Source organism: Burkholderia sp. 4M9327F10 (genome assembly GCF_005503145.1).
Classification (GTDB): Bacteria; Pseudomonadota; Gammaproteobacteria; order Burkholderiales; family Burkholderiaceae; genus Paraburkholderia.
In genome coordinates, this window is the sequence record NZ_SCNV01000057.1 from 24,256 (window position 1) to 39,976 (window position 15,721).

Annotated in this window: 10 protein-coding genes; 3 read left to right on the forward strand and 7 right to left on the reverse strand. The window is 65.4% G+C overall.

The genetic code is table 11. The features are described from left to right. Positions 1-180 precede the first annotated feature (180 nt). Positions 181-1,770, reverse strand: a complete 1,590-nt coding sequence (locus FFS45_RS33370) for an NAD(P)H-hydrate dehydratase (protein ID WP_137958900.1) — start codon at positions 1,768-1,770, stop codon at positions 181-183. A 230-nt stretch (positions 1,771-2,000) separates the two neighbouring features. Further along, a complete protein-coding gene (locus FFS45_RS33375; protein ID WP_137958901.1) occupies positions 2,001-3,302 on the reverse strand; it encodes an FAD-dependent oxidoreductase in 1,302 nt (433 codons plus the stop codon). A 293-nt stretch (positions 3,303-3,595) separates the two neighbouring features. On the opposite strand from FFS45_RS33375, the gene purL reads away from it, so the two are divergent. Further along, complete coding sequence (gene purL, locus FFS45_RS33380; protein WP_137958902.1) at positions 3,596-7,678, forward strand: phosphoribosylformylglycinamidine synthase; 4,083 nt, start codon at positions 3,596-3,598, stop codon at positions 7,676-7,678. A gap of 191 nt (positions 7,679-7,869) precedes the next feature. Here the strand turns inward: purL and FFS45_RS33385 are convergent, their stop codons facing one another. From FFS45_RS33385 to FFS45_RS33405, 5 genes are all read right to left on the reverse strand, one after another. Next, a complete protein-coding gene (locus FFS45_RS33385; RefSeq protein ID WP_137958903.1) occupies positions 7,870-8,649 on the reverse strand; it encodes a peptidylprolyl isomerase in 780 nt (259 codons plus the stop codon). 10 nt (positions 8,650-8,659) lie between these two features. Further along, positions 8,660-8,974, reverse strand: a complete 315-nt coding sequence (locus FFS45_RS33390) for a BolA family protein (RefSeq protein WP_137958904.1) — start codon at positions 8,972-8,974, stop codon at positions 8,660-8,662. Position 8,975: 1 nt separating this feature from the next. Next, complete coding sequence (locus FFS45_RS33395) at positions 8,976-9,506, reverse strand: septation protein A (protein ID WP_137958905.1); 531 nt, start codon at positions 9,504-9,506, stop codon at positions 8,976-8,978. A gap of 85 nt (positions 9,507-9,591) precedes the next feature. Then, positions 9,592-10,011 (reverse strand): peptide-methionine (R)-S-oxide reductase MsrB, encoded by a 420-nt coding sequence (msrB, locus tag FFS45_RS33400; protein ID WP_137958906.1) that lies wholly within the window; start codon positions 10,009-10,011, stop codon positions 9,592-9,594. Between the two features lie 42 nt (positions 10,012-10,053). Continuing rightward, entirely contained in the window at positions 10,054-11,625 is a 1,572-nt protein-coding gene (locus tag FFS45_RS33405) for a protein adenylyltransferase SelO (RefSeq protein ID WP_137958907.1), read from the reverse strand. Positions 11,626-11,768: 143 nt separating this feature from the next. On the opposite strand from FFS45_RS33405, the gene FFS45_RS33410 reads away from it, so the two are divergent. Then, a complete protein-coding gene (locus FFS45_RS33410) occupies positions 11,769-13,415 on the forward strand; it encodes a 3-(methylthio)propionyl-CoA ligase (RefSeq protein ID WP_137958908.1) in 1,647 nt (548 codons plus the stop codon). Between the two features lie 184 nt (positions 13,416-13,599). Next, positions 13,600-15,684 (forward strand): 3-hydroxyacyl-CoA dehydrogenase NAD-binding domain-containing protein, encoded by a 2,085-nt coding sequence (locus FFS45_RS33415; protein ID WP_137958909.1) that lies wholly within the window; start codon positions 13,600-13,602, stop codon positions 15,682-15,684. The last annotated feature ends 37 nt before the right edge of the window (positions 15,685-15,721 follow it).

Sequence of the window (15,721 nt, forward strand, 5' to 3'; positions counted from 1 at the left end):
ATGCTCGGGCGCGCTGCCGGGCTACACGGGTTCGCAACGGCTCCCGGCCGGCCAGCGCAGTCATTCAGTATAGCGGCCTTGGCGAGAAGCGGGCAGGGACTTGGATAATGGCGTAGGCAGGATCGAGCGAGGTAGGCAGGCAGGACCGGGCGAGGCAGCCGGTTCCCGCCGCCACGCGGATCATCCGTGCGCCGGATAGAACATCCGGTTCAGCAGCTTGCGAACCATCGGCGCCAGTTCCCCCGCCGTCAGCCCTGCGGGGCCGTCGCCCTGCGCGGTGAGCGTGTCGGCGGCAAGGCCGTGCAGATAGACGCCCGCCAGCGCCGCCTCGTAAGGCGGCAAGCGCTGCGCCAGCAAGGCGCCGATGATGCCGCCGAGCACATCGCCCGTGCCGCCGGTGGCGAGCGCCGCGTTGCCGGTCGGATTGACCGCGAGCCGGCCGTCCGGTGCCGCCACGACGGTGCCGGTCCCCTTGAGCACGATCACGCTTGCAAAGCGCGCCGCCAGCGCGCGCGCCGCGGCCAGCCGGTCGCGCTGCACGGCGGGGACATCGCTGCCGAGCAGGCGCGCCGCTTCGAGCGGGTGGGGCGTGAGGATGCACGGATCGCCCTGGGCGCCGCGCACGCTGACCTGGGCAGCCAGCGTGGCGTCCCCCGCCAGCAGGTTGAGCGCGTCGGCGTCGAGCAGTTTGGGGACAGCGAGCGGCAGGACGTCGTGCAGCACCTGGGTCGCACGTTCGCGATGACCCATGCCGCAGCCGATCGCGAGCGCATCCATCTTGTCGAGCGGGATATCGTCGATGGCGTGCAGCATCAGTTCGGGATGGGGCGGATCGTAGGGCGGGGCGCCGGAGCCGAGCAGCGCGACGTGGATCTTCCCAGCGCCCGTGTGCAGCGCCGCGCGGGCGGCGAGAATCGGTGCGCCGCACATGCCGGTGTCGCCGCCGACCACCGCCAGGCTGCCGAACGAGCCTTTGTTGGTCGAGAAGTCGCGTGCCGGCAGGAAGGGGGCGAACAGCGCCGGTGCGTTGAGCTGAACCGCCTTGCGGGCCGCCGTGTCCACGCCAATCGGCGCGACGCGCACCGCGCCGGCCAGGTCGCGCCCCGACGCCGTGAAAAGGCCGGGTTTTGCGCCGATGAAGGTGATGGTGTGCGTGGCGCGCACGCTGATGCCGTTGCCGACCACGTTGCCGGTGTCGCTGTCGAGGCCGCTAGGCACATCGAGTGCCAGCACCCGGCCCTGGCGCCTCGCATGTTGCGACAACTGCTGGGCGAGCGTGGCGAACACGCCGTCGAGCGGGCGGCCAAGGCCGATCCCGAACATGCCGTCGACCAGCCAGCCAAAGTGCTTGAACGAGGCCGGCGGCGACGCGGAAATCGGCACGCCGGCCGCGCGTGCTTCGCCGAGCGCCCAACGGGCGTCGTCCGGTTTGACTTCGACCGGCATGCAGACTTCGACCGCGAGACCCGCGCGCTGTAACTCGGCGGCCACCACCAGCGCGTCGCCGCCGTTGTTGCCGGGGCCGGCAACAATCCAGACAGGCGCTGCCTGCGCCGCCGCGGATTCCTGCGCGATTCGCTCGCGCAGGAAGTGCGCCGCGGCATGGCCGGCACGCGCCATCAGCGTATGAGGGGGCAAGCCGCGCGCGGCGTCCGTTTCGAGTGCGCGCAGATCCGCCACGCTCAGGAGGGCGAGCGGGCGGTCGTGCGGGTCCAGCAGCGTCGGAAGTTCGGTAACGATCGTGCGGGTGGCGGGTGTGGCTTCGGTCATGGCGGCGTCAAGCGGTGGCCCGGGGCGGGCGTGGAACTGCCATGGTAGTGCGAATGCGCGCGGTGGGTGAAGCTGTTCGGCTCAGGGCGCAGGACAACCGGCGTTCAGTACCCGAAGCGGTATGGAGCCGTGCGGAGCCGCCCCGGAAACCCCAAGCGGCATGGAGCGTCATAGAACCGCGCCAGGAGCGCGAAGCGGCATAGCGTGGCGCGAAGCCGCACCGAGGCGTCTCAATGCCGGAATCGCTCCGGCCGCAAGGCCGCCAGCGTATCCGCCGGCAGCTCCGGTGCGACACCGCCGATCAGATCGGCCACCAGTTTGGCCGCTCCGCAGGCCAGCCCCCAGCCCGCCGGTCCATGCCCGACGTTGACGAACAGACGCGGATGCAAGGCATTGCCGACCAGCGGCAGCCCGTCCGGCGAGAGCAGCTTCAACCCATCCCAGGACAGCGCCGCCGAAATCTTGGCCGCACCCGGAATCCAGTCGTGGGTGGCCTGGCCGAGCAGGGCCAGCGCGTCCTTGGTGACGGCTTCGGAGAGCGGCTTGTCGGCCTGGCCCGCGCCTTGCAGCACGGCGCCCCCGGCAATCCGCAACCGATGATTCATGCGCGTGATGGTGATGCGCTTCACCGCGTCGACGATCGCCACGTGCGGCGCGCATTCCTCATGCGCGATAGGCGCCGACAGCGTATGCAGCCGCAGCGGATGCAGCGGCACCCGCAGGCCGAGCCGCTCCAGCAGCGGCAGGCTGCCGGTGCCGGCCGCGACCACGATAGCGTCGGCGTTGATCACGTCGACTTCACGCGGGGAGGTGACTTCGCCCAGCCGCGGCGCCAGTTCGACCGCGGCACGCGCGCCGTCGAGACGGATGGCCTCGACTTCGCGGTTCAGCATGAACTGCACGCCGCCCTGGGTATCGAGCGTCTGCTTGATGAGCTTGGTGAAGAGCGGGCAATTGGCGGTGCGTTCCTGGTCGAACAGCACGCCGCCGGCAAACCCGGGATCGGTCGGCACCGAATGCTCGAAGGCGGCGCACTCGGCCGGTGTCAGCACGTGATGCGGGACTTCGTAGTGGCGCAGCAACTCGAGCGCCGGCTGGGTCAGTTGCCATTCCTGCGGCGAGCGCGTGAGGTACAGCACGCCGCTCGACTGTTCGAATTCGAGTCCGAAACGCGCCTCGATATCGGCCATGGTGTCGCGCGAGGCTTCGATCAGCGGGCGCAGCAGCCCGTATTGGCGGCTGAAGGCCTGCGGTTCCTGCCAGGCAGCCAGTTGCCGCTCGAACAGGCGCGCGGCGCCGTTAAAGCCGGTCTTGCGGATTACCCCGTTTCTGGCGGCGTGGCGGCTCTGCATGAAGGTTGGCCCGAACCAGACGTCGAGCGGCGTCGGCAGGACGGTGCCGCCATGGCCGTAGGTCGCACCTTGCGCGACCGTCGCATGGCGTTCGACCACGCATACCCGGTGGCCCGCTGCACGCAGTTGATAAGCGGTGGCGACGCCCACAATTCCGCCGCCAATGACGATGACATCCATGATTGATTCGATTTGCCGGCGGAACGCGGCCTGGCTGGCGTTCCCCGTATGCGTGGCATGCGGCGCAGGCGAAGGGTGGCTGCGCCGATCTGATGAAAGGCCGAATGATAGCAGTCAAACCGGTCAGCCCGCTAAGCGGCGCCGAATCTCGATATCGGCCGGCAAGGCGCCGCGCGCCCCGGTAAAACGCCACCGGCACAGGCGCTGGCGGGGCTCCGACGGGGTATAATCTCGGACTTCTCTTTCGCCTCACGTCGCCTGCACGCGCGACTCATCGACGCAACGTCAAGTCCATGGCCCACTTCTCGTGTTTTCCCGGCGCTTCGGCCCTCTCCGATTTCCGTCAAACCCGCCTGCTCGAGACGCTTACGCGCATCGACGCCAATATCACCGGCGTGCGCGGTCAGTATCTGCACTTCGTCAACGCCCAGACGCCGCTTACGGCTGAACACAGCGCGAAGATCGAGGCGCTGATGCACTACGGCGATCCGTTCGTCGACGCGAAGGAGCGTGGCGCGAGCGAGACTTTCCTCGTGGTGCCGCGTTTCGGCACGGTGTCGCCGTGGGCCAGCAAGGCGACGGATATTGCGCACCTGTGCGGTCTCACGCAGTTGCGCCGCATCGAGCGCGGCGTCGAGTATACGGTGACGCTCAAGAGCGGTCTGCTGGGTGGCAAGAAGACCCTGTCCGACGAAGCGCGCGAAGCGGTGATCGCCGCCTTGCACGACCGCATGACCGAAAGCGTCGCACCGTCGCGCGACCATGCCATGCACCTGTTCGACGAACTGCCGGCCAAGCCGCTGCAAACCGTGGATGTGTTGGGCCACGGCCGCGGCGCGCTGGAAACCGCCAACACGGAACTGGGCCTCGCGCTCGCCGACGACGAAATCGACTATCTGGTGGACGCATTCACGAAACTCGGCCGTAATCCGACCGACGTCGAACTGATGATGTTCGCGCAGGCCAACAGCGAGCACTGCCGCCACAAGATTTTCAACGCGGAATGGACGATCGACGGCGAGAAGCAGGACATCTCGCTGTTCAACATGATCCGCAATACGGAGAAGCTCAATCCGCAAGGCACGATCGTCGCGTACTCGGACAACTCGGCAATCATGGCGGGCGGCATGGCCGAGCGCTGGTTCCCGCGCAAGCCGGGCGAGACCAGCGGCGCGAGTGAGCTGTCGGAACACTACGGCCGTCACGTCGAGCTGACGCACACACTGATGAAGGTGGAGACGCACAACCACCCGACCGCGATCTCGCCGTTCCCGGGCGCCGCGACCGGCGCAGGCGGCGAAATCCGCGACGAAGGCGCAACCGGCCGCGGTGCGCGTCCGAAGGCGGGCCTGACGGGCTTCACGGTGTCGAACCTCGACCTGCCGGATGCGCGCGAAGCCTGGGAAAACGCCCGTGACGCCGTGCAGCCGGTCGGCCACCGCAACCCGGCCGATGCGCAGGACGTGTACGGTCGCCCGGACCGCATCGCCTCGCCGCTGCAGATCATGATCGACGGGCCGCTCGGCGGCGCCGCGTTCAACAACGAATTCGGCCGGCCGAACCTGGGCGGCTACTTCCGCACCTACGAGCAGAACGTAGCGGGGCGCGTGCGCGGCTATCACAAGCCGATCATGATCGCGGGCGGCATCGGCAACATCTCCGATCAGCACACCCACAAGCACGATCTGCCGGAAGGGTCGCTGCTGATCCAGATCGGCGGCCCCGGCATGCGCATCGGCATGGGCGGCGGCGCGGCGAGCTCGATGGCGACCGGCACCAATACCGCTGAGCTCGACTTCGACTCGGTCCAGCGCGGCAACCCGGAAATCGAGCGGCGCGCCCAGGAAGTCATCAACGCCTGCTGGCAGCTTGGCGAGAAGAATCCGATCCTGAGCATTCACGACGTCGGCGCGGGCGGTCTGTCGAACGCGTTCCCGGAAGTGGTGGATGGCGCCAGCAAGGGCGCGATTTTCGAGCTGCGCAAGATCCAGCTCGAAGAAAGCGGCTTGTCGCCGCGCGAGATCTGGTCGAACGAAGCGCAGGAGCGCTACGTGCTGGCGATTGCCCCGGCCGATCTGCCTGAGTTCCAGGCGATCTGCGAGCGCGAGCGCTGCCCGTTTGCGGTAATCGGCACGGCAACGACCGAACGCCAGTTGAAGCTGATCGACGTCGAGCAAAAAGACGACAATGCGCACCAGCCGGTCGATATGCCGATGGAAGTGCTGCTCGGCAAGGCGCCGCGCATGCATCGCGACGTGAAGCACGCCGAGACTGCGCTGCTGCCGGTCGATGTCACCGGCATCAACCTGTCGGAAGTGGCGGTGAGCGTGCTGCGTCACCCGACTGTGGCGAGCAAGTCGTTCCTGATTACGATTGGCGACCGCTCGGTGGGCGGCACGACGGTGCGCGACCAGATGGTCGGCCCGTGGCAAGTGCCGGTGGCCGACGTGGCCATCACCACGATGGACTACGCGGGCTACCGCGGCGAAGCGATGACCATGGCCGAGCGCACGCCGCTCGCCGTCATCAACCCGCCGGCGTCGGGCCGCATGGCGGTGGGCGAGGCGGTCACGAACATCGCCGCCGCGCCGATCGCGTCGCTCGACAAGCTGAAGCTGTCCGCCAACTGGATGGCCGCGTGCGGCAGCCCGGGCGAAGATGCCGCGCTGTTCGACACGGTCAAGGCGATCGGCATGGAACTGTGCCCGGCGCTCGGCATCAGCATTCCGGTCGGCAAAGACTCGTTGTCGATGCGCACCAAGTGGGAAGACCAGGGCGTGGCGAAGGAAGTGGTTGCGCCGGTCTCGCTGATCATCTCGGCCTTCGCGCCGGTCGAAGACGTACGCGGGCATCTGACGCCGCAACTGCGCCGCGCCGACGAGGCGGGCGATTCGGTGCTGATCGCGATCGACCTGGGCCGCGGCAAGCATCGCCTCGGCGGCAGTATCCTCGCGCAAGTCACGCAGCAGGTCGGCGACACGACGCCGGACGTCGACGACGCCGAAGACCTGAAGCACTTCTTCGCCGCCATCCAGGCGCTGAACAGCGACGGCAAGCTGCTCGCCTACCATGACCGTTCGGACGGCGGCCTGTGGGCGACGGTCTGCGAAATGGCGTTTGCGGGCCACGTGGGGGTGTCGCTGAACGTCGACATGCTGACGCTCGATCCGAATCACGAGTTCGACTACGGCGACGCCAAAGACTGGGCCAAGCAGACCAGCGGCCGCCGTGAAGACCGCACGATCCGCGCGCTGTTCAACGAAGAGCTCGGTGCGGTGATCCAGGTGCGTGCGCAGGATCGCGACGCGGTGCTGGCCGCCTTGCGCGAGCATGGCCTGTCGGCGTGCTCGCACGTGATCGGCAAGATCAACGAGCGCGACGCCATCGAAATCTATCGCGACGCGAAGAAGATCTACGAAGCGCCGCGCACCGAACTGCAGCGCGCGTGGAGCGAAGTGAGCTGGCGCATCTCGCGTCTGCGCGACAACCCGGCTTGCGCCGACGCCGAGTACGACACGCTGCTCGACGCCGCCGACCCCGGCATCACGCCGCAACTGAGCTTCGATCCGGCACAGGACGTGGCCGCGCCGTTTATCGGCAAGGGCGCTCGTCCGCGCGTGGCGATCCTGCGTGAGCAGGGCGTCAACTCGCACCTCGAAACCGCGTACGCATTCGACCGCTCCGGTTTCGACGCCTACGACGTGCACATGAGCGACCTGCTGGCCGGCCGCGCCACGCTGGCTGATTTTGCCGGCGCGGTGGCATGCGGCGGCTTCTCGTATGGCGACGTGCTGGGTGCAGGCGAGGGCTGGGCGAAGACGATCCGCTTCAACGCGCAACTGGCCGACATGTTCACGGCCTTCTTTGCCCGCAAGGACACGTTCGCACTCGGCATCTGCAACGGTTGCCAGATGATGAGCAGCCTCGCGTCGATGATCCCCGGCGCTGAAGCATGGCCGAAGTTCACGCGCAACAAGTCGGAGAAGTTCGAAGCGCGCTTCTCGCTGGTGGAAGTGCAGCCATCGCCGTCGCTGTTCTTCACCGGCATGGAGGGCTCGCGCATTCCGGTGGCGGTGGCGCACGGCGAAGGTTTCGCGGACTTCTCGCAGCAAGGCGATGCGTCGAAGGTGGCGGTTGCCATGCGCTTTGTCGATCACCGTGGCCAGGCTACCGAGCAGTATCCGTTCAACCCGAACGGTTCGCCGGACGGCATCACCTCGGTGACAACGCCGGATGGCCGCTTCACCGTCTTGATGCCGCACACCGAGCGGGTGCATCGCACGGTGCAGATGAGCTGGCATCCGGAAGGCTGGAATGCGAACGACGGCAGCCCGTGGCTGCGCGTGTTCCAGAACGCACGGCGCTGGCTGGGGTAACACGCGCGCGCTGAGCGCGAGTACACCGCTGCTGCGGCAAGCACGCCGCAGCGGTATGGTTCCTTAGCTTGCCAGAAACAACAAAGCCGCCCGAGGGCGGCTTTGTTGTTTGCGAGTCAGGCCGGGCGACGAAACCACCCAGCCGTGTTCAGTTAGCAGTAACGCCGGAGCAAAGTCCGGCGCAACCCCACTTACTGGATCTTCGCGTTCTTACGCAGACCTTCTTCGAACGCCTGCAGCTTTTCCTGCTGCAGTTGCTGGACGATCTGCGGGCGAACCTGCTCGAGCGGCGGCGGCGTGATGTCGCGCGTGTCGTCGAGACGGATGATGTGCCAGCCGAATTGCGTGTGCACCGGCGTGTCGGTCATCTGGCCTTTCTGCAGCTTCTCGGCGGCTGCGGCAAACTCAGGCACGTAGGCCTTCGGGTCCGACCAGTCGAGGTCGCCGCCGTTCTTGCCCGATCCCGGGTCCTTCGAGTACTGCTTGGCAAGATCTTCGAAGCTCGCGCCGGCCTTGATCTTGGCGATCAGATCCTGGGCCTGCTGCTCGTTGTCGACGAGGATGTGGTGCAGGTGATATTCCTTGCCGCCTGCGTCCTTCACGAGCGAGTCATAGCGTGCCTTGATGTCGGCATCGCTCGGCTGGTTGTTCTTCAGGTAGTCCTCGATCAGCGCGCGCAGCACGACGGTCTGCTGGGCCACGGCGACTTGCGCCTTGACGTCCGCACGCGTCGGAATGCCGCGACGGGCCGCTTCCTGCGAGAGGATTTCGCGGTTGATCAGTTCTTCGCGCACGGCCTGCTGCAGTTGCGGCGAGTCCTGCTGGCCCTGATGGACGAGTTGTTCGACGAGCGCATCGGCGCGTGCCTTGGGGATCGGCGTGCCGTTTACCACGGCGATATTCTGTGCAAACGCAGGCGCTGCCGCAAAAGCGGCCAGCAATACCCAGAGGCGGGTTTTGTTCAAGGTCATCGGAAGTTTCCTAACGGGACAGCAAATCGAATTCTTCGGGCGTGTACGCCGTGATTGCGAGGGCGTGAATGCCGCGCTGCATGGCATCGGCCAGCGCATCATACACCAAGCGGTGCCGCGCCACGCGGGCCTTGCCGGCAAAAGCGGCTGCCACAATAGTGACACTGAAATGGCCTCCGGCCGCGGCGCCGGCGTGCCCCGCATGCTGTGCACTGTCGTCGCGCACGCTGATGGAGGTAATCGGCGCGAGCGCCGCCGCGAGGCGCGCTTCGATCAGCGCGAGACGCTCAGCCGGCGTGGCGTGCAGGAACGTGTCGTCGCTCATGTCATTCTTCTTTCATATACTTCGACAGCCACAGGCTCTGGCCGACAATGAACACCACCAGGCAGCCGGTTGCGCCGAACAGCTTGAAGTTGACCCAGGCGTCGGTCGAGAAATGGTACGCAACAAACAGGTTCAGGATGCCGAGCAGCACGAAGAACACCGCCCAGATCACGCTCAACTGGCCCCAGATGCGATGCGGCAGGGTGATCTGCTTGCCCATCATCGCTTCGATCAGGTTCTTGTTGAACGCCAGTTGCGAGACGATCAGCGCGACTGAGAAAGCCCAGTACAGCACGGTAGGCTTCCATTTGATGAAGGTGTCGTTGTGCAGGACGAGCGTGGCGCCGCCGAACACGGTGACGACGCCCAGGCTCACCCACAGCATCGCATCCACCTTGCGGTGGCGGAACGCCACCCAGGCGATCTGCACCAGTGTCGCGACAATCGCCACTGCCGTTGCCGTGAAAATGCCCCACAGCTTGAACGCGACGAAAAACAGGATGATCGGGAACAGATCGAACAGGAATTTCATTATCTGGGCGGGGATGTCGAGGAATGAGGGAAGACGGCAGCGCGCCGTTCAGCAACGCCGCCGGACCCACGTTGCCCGCGTGGCGTTACTTGGGCTCGAATTGTAACGCAGCCGAATTGATGCAGTACCGAAGCCCGGTCGGCGCGGGGCCGTCCTCGAACACATGGCCCAGATGCGCGCCGCAATTCTTGCACTGCACCTCGATGCGCAGCATGCCGTGCGAGCGGTCGGTTTTCTCGGCGATCACTTCGCCGTTGATCGGTTTGAAGTAGCTCGGCCAGCCGCAGCCGGCGTCGAACTTGGTGTCCGACTCGAACAGCGGCGTGCCGCAGCAGACGCAGTCATAGATGCCGCGGTCCCAGTGGTCGTGGTAGCGGCCGGTGAACGGGCGCTCGGTGGCCGCATGGCGGGTCACCTGATACTCCATCTCGGAGAGCTGCTTGCGCCATTCGGCGTCGTCTTTCTGCACCGGATGCGCGGGAGTCCTGGTGTCGTCGGAGTTCATGGTCGGTTCCTGTCTCGATGTCGGTTTAGTTGGGGGCGTGGCTTATGACGAGCAACTCACTTCCAGCGAACTGGCCCAGTCGGGCGGCAGCGCAGCATAGGCCTCGTGTTCCGGCTGTTCGTCGAAAGGACGGCGCAGTATTGCCGCCAGCCGTTCGACTTCCGTAAAGTCCTTCTCCCTGGCGCGGCGAATCGCCGTTTCAGCCAGGTGATTGCGAAGTACGAATTTGGGGTTCACGCGGTTCATTGCAATGGCGCGTTCGGCGTCGTCGAGTGTTTCTTCGGACAGCCGCGCGCGGTAGTCGTTCACCCACACGTCGAACGCCGCGCGGTCCAGAAACAGGTCGCGAACCGGCGCGTCACCACTTGCGTCGTGCTTCGAGACGCGCGCCAGATTGCGGAAGGTCAGCGTGAAATCCGCGCGGTTTGCCTGCATGACTTCGAACAGGCGGTTGACGAGCGACGTGTCGCTCGACGCATCGTCGCCGGGCCGTTCGGTTTGCAGGCCGAGCTTGGCGCGCATGAGGCGCTCCAGTGCCGGCGCAAAACGATCCTTGAAGCCTTCGAGCACGCGCTGCGCGTCCTTCACGGCTGCTTCGCCGCGCACGTTTTCATCATGCTGCTGACCCAGCAGCGGCAGCAGCCCCTGGGCGAGGCAGAAGAGGTTCCAATAGGCGATCTGCGGCTGCATGCGGTACGCGTAGCGGCCTTGCGAATCGGAGTGATTGCAGATGTAGTTCGCGTCGAAGCCGTCCATGAAGCCGAACGGACCGTAGTCAATCGTGAGGCCGAGAATCGACATGTTGTCCGTGTTCATCACGCCGTGGCAGAAGCCGACCGCCTGCCATTGCGCGAGCAGATCCGCGGTGGACAAAACCGCTTCGTTCAGCAGCGCCAGATACGGATCGTCCGCTTCCCTGCAATGCGGATAGAAGCGCTCGATGACGTGATCGGCAAGCGACTGCAAGGCGTCGACCCGGTCGTTCGAATAGAAATGCTCGAAGTGGCCAAAGCGCACGAAGCTCGGCGCGACACGCGTGACGACCGCGGCCGTTTCGATTTCCTCGCGCCGCACCGGCTGGTCCGAGCCGATCACGCACAGTGCGCGGGTGGTCGGAATGCCGAGGTGGTGCATTGCTTCCGAGCACAGGTACTCGCGGATCGACGAGCGCAGCACCGCACGGCCGTCGCCCATGCGCGAGTAGGGCGTGCGTCCGGCGCCCTTCAGTTGCAGTTCATAACGTGCGCCGGCGTGTTCCACTTCGCCAAGGCCGAGTGCGCGGCCGTCGCCCAGTTGCCCGGCCCATACGCCGAACTGATGTCCCGAGTACACCGACGCATACGGCATAAGCTCGGCGGGCCAGTCACGCGTGGTGTTGCCGCAGAAGAACTCGGCGAAGGCCGGATCGTGCGCCGCCTGTCCGTCTAAACCGAGCAGTGCAGCGGTGTCGGCAGAAAAGCCGACCACATAGGGGGCGCTTAGCGGCGCGGCCGGCAGGCGGGTCATGAAGACGCCGCCAAGTTGGGAAAATGCGTCTGCACGCGGGGTGCCTAAGGCGTCGGCAAGCGCCGCCATCGGCCCGGACAGGCCGGAAATGCTTGGGGAAAACGACATATTGAGCGCCTCTGGATTAACCGATATTGTAAGTCGGCGCCAGCGCCGCTGCTGGCCGGCCGTTAGCCGACGGCGCCGGCAAGGCGCAGCGCGGCATCCGACCTGCCATCGATGACGTAAACACCGCGAGGAGACCTCTCTTTATGACGACGCCTTTGCTGGGCCAGATGATGGATGTGCCGCTCACCGTGTCTTCACTCCTCGCGCATGCTGCGCGGCATTTCGGCGACACGGAGATCGTCTCGCGGCGCATCGAAGGCGATATGCATCGCTATACCTATCGTGACTGCGAGAAGCGCGCCAAACAACTGGCACAGGCCCTGATCGCGCTCGGTGTGCAGCCCGGCGAGCGGGTCGCCACGCTGGCGTGGTGCGGCTACCGGCATCTGGAGGCGTACTACGGCACGACCGGCTTCGGCTCCGTCTGCCACACGATCAACCCGCGCCTGTTTCCCGAGCAGATTGCCTACATCGTCAATCATGCCGACGACAGCTATGTGCTGTTCGACATCAGCTTCGCCGCGCTGGTCGATACATTGGCTCCGCAATGCCCGAAGGTGCGCGGCTGGATTGCGCTGACCGACGACGCGCATCTGCCCGCGATGCAGACCCCGGTAACCAGCTACGAGACCTTGCTGGCCCCGCAGTACGGCGTGTACGAATGGCCGCTGCTCGACGAGCGCACCGCGTCCTACCTTTGCTATACGTCAGGAACCACGGGCAATCCGAAGGGCGCGCTGTATTCGCATCGCTCGACCGTGTTGCATGCCTACGGCGCGTCGTTACCGGATGCGATGAGCCTTTCGGCGCGCGATTCGGTGCTGCCGGTGGTGCCCATGTTCCATGTCAATGCATGGGGCATACCGCATGCCGCGCCGCTGACGGGCGCGAAACTGGTATTTCCCGGCAAGGACCTCGACGGCAAGTCGCTCTACGAATTGATGGAAGCGGAGCGCGTCACCTATTCCGCCGGCGTGCCAACCGTCTGGCTCGGCCTGCTGACCTATATGAAGCAGGCCGGCGTGCGCTTTTCTTCGCTCAACCGCACGGTGATCGGCGGCTCGGCGTGCCCGCCGGCGATGCTGCGCGCCTTCCAGGACGATTACGGCGTCGAAGTGATTCATGCCTGGGGCATGACGGAGATGTCGCCGCTTGGCACCTTGTCGAAGCTCACATGGGAGCAGAGCCAGCGCTCGCCCGACGAACAACGCAAGCTGCGCGAGAAGCAGGGCCATGCAATCTACGGCGTGGACATGAAGATCGTCGGCCCGGATGGCAACGAACTGCCGTGGGATGGCGTTGCCTTTGGCGATCTGCATGTGCGCGGCCCGTGGGTGATTGACCGGTATTTCCGCAAGGACGATTCGCCGCTCGCGGACGGCTGGTTTCCGACCGGCGACGTGGCCACCATCGACCGCGACAGCTTTCTGAACATCACCGACCGCAGCAAGGACGTGATCAAGTCGGGCGGCGAATGGATCAGCTCGATCGACATCGAGAACGTGGCGATTGCGCATCCGGCGGTGGCCGAGGCGGCTTGCATCGCCTGTGCGCATCCGAAGTGGACCGAGCGGCCTTTGCTGGTGGTCGTCAAGCGCAAGGACGCCGAGGTGACGCGCGACGAACTGATTGCCTTTTATCAGGGCAAGGTGGCGAAATGGTGGATCCCCGACGATGTGGTGTTCGTCGACGAACTGCCGCATACCGCCACCGGCAAACTGCAGAAGCTCAAGCTGCGCGAGATCTTCCGCGACCACGTGCTGCCGTCGGCTCTGGAAGGCGCGGCCTGAGGTGGTACCGGCGTGGCGCCGATGTGACATCGACGCTACCCTGAGCGCCCCAGGGCAAACCCTTGCCACGATAAATTGAACGAGCGTGCTTTTTTGTGTAGTCTGCTTGCTGACCCGGAATGTCGGACAATGAACCGGCACAGGCAGCGCGTCATGCGTTGCCTCACCGCATGGAGGCAGGCAGATGGCAGTGGACTACACGACTCATGACGGCGTCGCCGTCCTTACGCTCAACAATCCCCCGGTCAACGGGCTCGGTCTGTCGACGCGAGCCGGCATCGTCGAAGGGCTCGAACGCGCGCAGAACGATCCGGCCATCAACGCCATCGTGCTGACCGGCGCCGGCAAAGCCTTCTCGGGCGGCGCGGACATCACCGAATTCAACACCCCCAAAGCAACCCAGGAACCGACGCTCGCCACGGTCATCAAGGCCGTTGAAGGCAGCGCCAAGCCGGTCGTCGCGGCCATCCACAGCGTCGCCATGGGCGGCGGTCTGGAGCTCGCGCTCGGCGCGCATTACCGCATCGCGGCGCCTGGCGCGCAGATCGCGTTGCCCGAAGTGAAGCTCGGCATTTTGCCGGGGGCGGGCGGTACGCAGCGTCTGCCGCGCGCCATCGGTCTTGAAGCCGCGCTCAACATGATCGTCTCGGGCACACCGGTGATGTCGGAGAAGCTGGCCGGCTCGGGGCTCTTCGAAGAAGTGGTGGAGGGTAATCTGGCCGAGGCCGCGCTTGCCTTTGCACGCAAGGTCGGCGCACAGGCCGGCCCGCATCCCAAGGTGCGCGATCGCAAGATCGAGCATGCGAATGCTGCAGGTTTTATCCAGTTCGCGCGCAATAGCGTCGCGGCGATCGCAAAGAATTTCCCGGCGCCGCACAAGTGTATCGACGCGGTCGAGGCCGGCGTGAAGAACGGCTTCGACAAGGGCCTCGCGTTCGAACGCGAATGCTTTATCGCGCTGGTGCAGACGCCGGAAAGCCGTGCGCTGCGTCATGCGTTCTTCGGCGAGCGTGCGGCCAGCAAGATTCCCGACGTGCCTTCCGATACGCCGGTACGCGAGATCAAACAGGTCGCCGTGATCGGTGCAGGCACGATGGGCGGCGGCATCGCGATGAACTTCATCAACGCGGGCTTGCCAGTTACGCTGCTCGAAACGAAACAGGAAGCCCTCGATCGCGGCCTCGCGACGATTCGCAAGAATTACGAAGCGACGGTGAAGAAGGGCAAGCTGAAGCCCGAGGCACTGGAACAGCGCATGGCGCTGATTACTCCCACGCTCTCGTACGACGATCTGAAAAACGCCGATCTGATTGTCGAAGCGGTGTTCGAAGAACTCGGTGTGAAGGAACAGGTATTCAAGCGCCTCGACGAAGTCGCGAAGGCGGGGGCGATTCTTGCCTCGAACACCTCCACGCTGGACGTCGACAGGATCGCTGCATTCACAAGGCGTCCGCAGGACGTGGTCGGCATGCACTTCTTCAGCCCGGCCAACGTGATGAAGCTGCTCGAAGTGGTGCGCGGCAAGGAAACGGCCAAAGACGTGCTTGCCACCGTCATGCAACTGGCCAAAAAGATCAAGAAAACTGCGGTGGTGTCGGGCGTGTGCGACGGCTTTATCGGCAACCGCATGATCGAGCAGTACATCCGTCAGGCGCTTTTCATGCTGGATGAAGGCGCGCTGCCGGCGCAGGTCGACAAGGCGATCGAGAAATTCGGTTTCGCCATGGGCCCGTTCCGCATGAGCGACCTCGCGGGCAACGACATCGGCTGGGCGATCCGCAAGCGCCGCTATCAGGAACATCCGGACATGCATTACTCGAAGATCGCCGACCGTCTGTGCGAGACGGGCCGCTTCGGGCAGAAGACCGGCGGCGGCTGGTATGACTACAAGGCGGGCGACCGCACGGCTTATCCGTCGAAGCTAGTCGATGAGATGATCGTGGCGTATTCGCAGGAAACCGGTGCGCAGCGCCGCAAGATCAGCGACGAGGAGATCGTCGAGCGGCTGGTGTTTTCGCTCGCGAACGAAGGCGCGAAGATTCTCGAAGAGGGCATTGCGTCGAAGGCGTCGGATATCGACATGGTGTATCTCACCGGCTACGGCTTCCCGCTGTGGCGCGGCGGCCCGATGCTGTATGCGGACACGGTCGGCCTCTACAACGTCGAGCGGGCAATTCGCGCTTACGCGGCGCGTCCGAACGGCGACGCCTGGCAACTGGCGCCGAGCATTGCCGAGCTGGCGGCAAAGGGCCGCGGATTCAACGGCTAGAAGACCGATGCCGCAGAGAGGCGAGACGACGCGAGGT

Bases quoted from the DNA above. Each gene is read 5' to 3' on its own strand.
- FFS45_RS33370 (WP_137958900.1), bottom strand. From the start codon at position 1,770: ATGACCGAAGCCACACCCGCCACCCGCACGATCGTTACCGAACTTCCG.
- FFS45_RS33375 (WP_137958901.1), bottom strand. From the start codon at position 3,302: ATGGATGTCATCGTCATTGGCGGCGGAATTGTGGGCGTCGCCACCGCT.
- purL (WP_137958902.1), top strand. From the start codon at position 3,596: ATGGCCCACTTCTCGTGTTTTCCCGGCGCTTCGGCCCTCTCCGATTTC.
- FFS45_RS33385 (WP_137958903.1), bottom strand. From the start codon at position 8,649: ATGACCTTGAACAAAACCCGCCTCTGGGTATTGCTGGCCGCTTTTGCG.
- FFS45_RS33390 (WP_137958904.1), bottom strand. From the start codon at position 8,974: ATGAGCGACGACACGTTCCTGCACGCCACGCCGGCTGAGCGTCTCGCG.
- FFS45_RS33395 (WP_137958905.1), bottom strand. From the start codon at position 9,506: ATGAAATTCCTGTTCGATCTGTTCCCGATCATCCTGTTTTTCGTCGCG.
- msrB (WP_137958906.1), bottom strand. From the start codon at position 10,011: ATGAACTCCGACGACACCAGGACTCCCGCGCATCCGGTGCAGAAAGAC.
- FFS45_RS33405 (WP_137958907.1), bottom strand. From the start codon at position 11,625: ATGTCGTTTTCCCCAAGCATTTCCGGCCTGTCCGGGCCGATGGCGGCG.
- FFS45_RS33410 (WP_137958908.1), top strand. From the start codon at position 11,769: ATGACGACGCCTTTGCTGGGCCAGATGATGGATGTGCCGCTCACCGTG.
- FFS45_RS33415 (WP_137958909.1), top strand. From the start codon at position 13,600: ATGGCAGTGGACTACACGACTCATGACGGCGTCGCCGTCCTTACGCTC.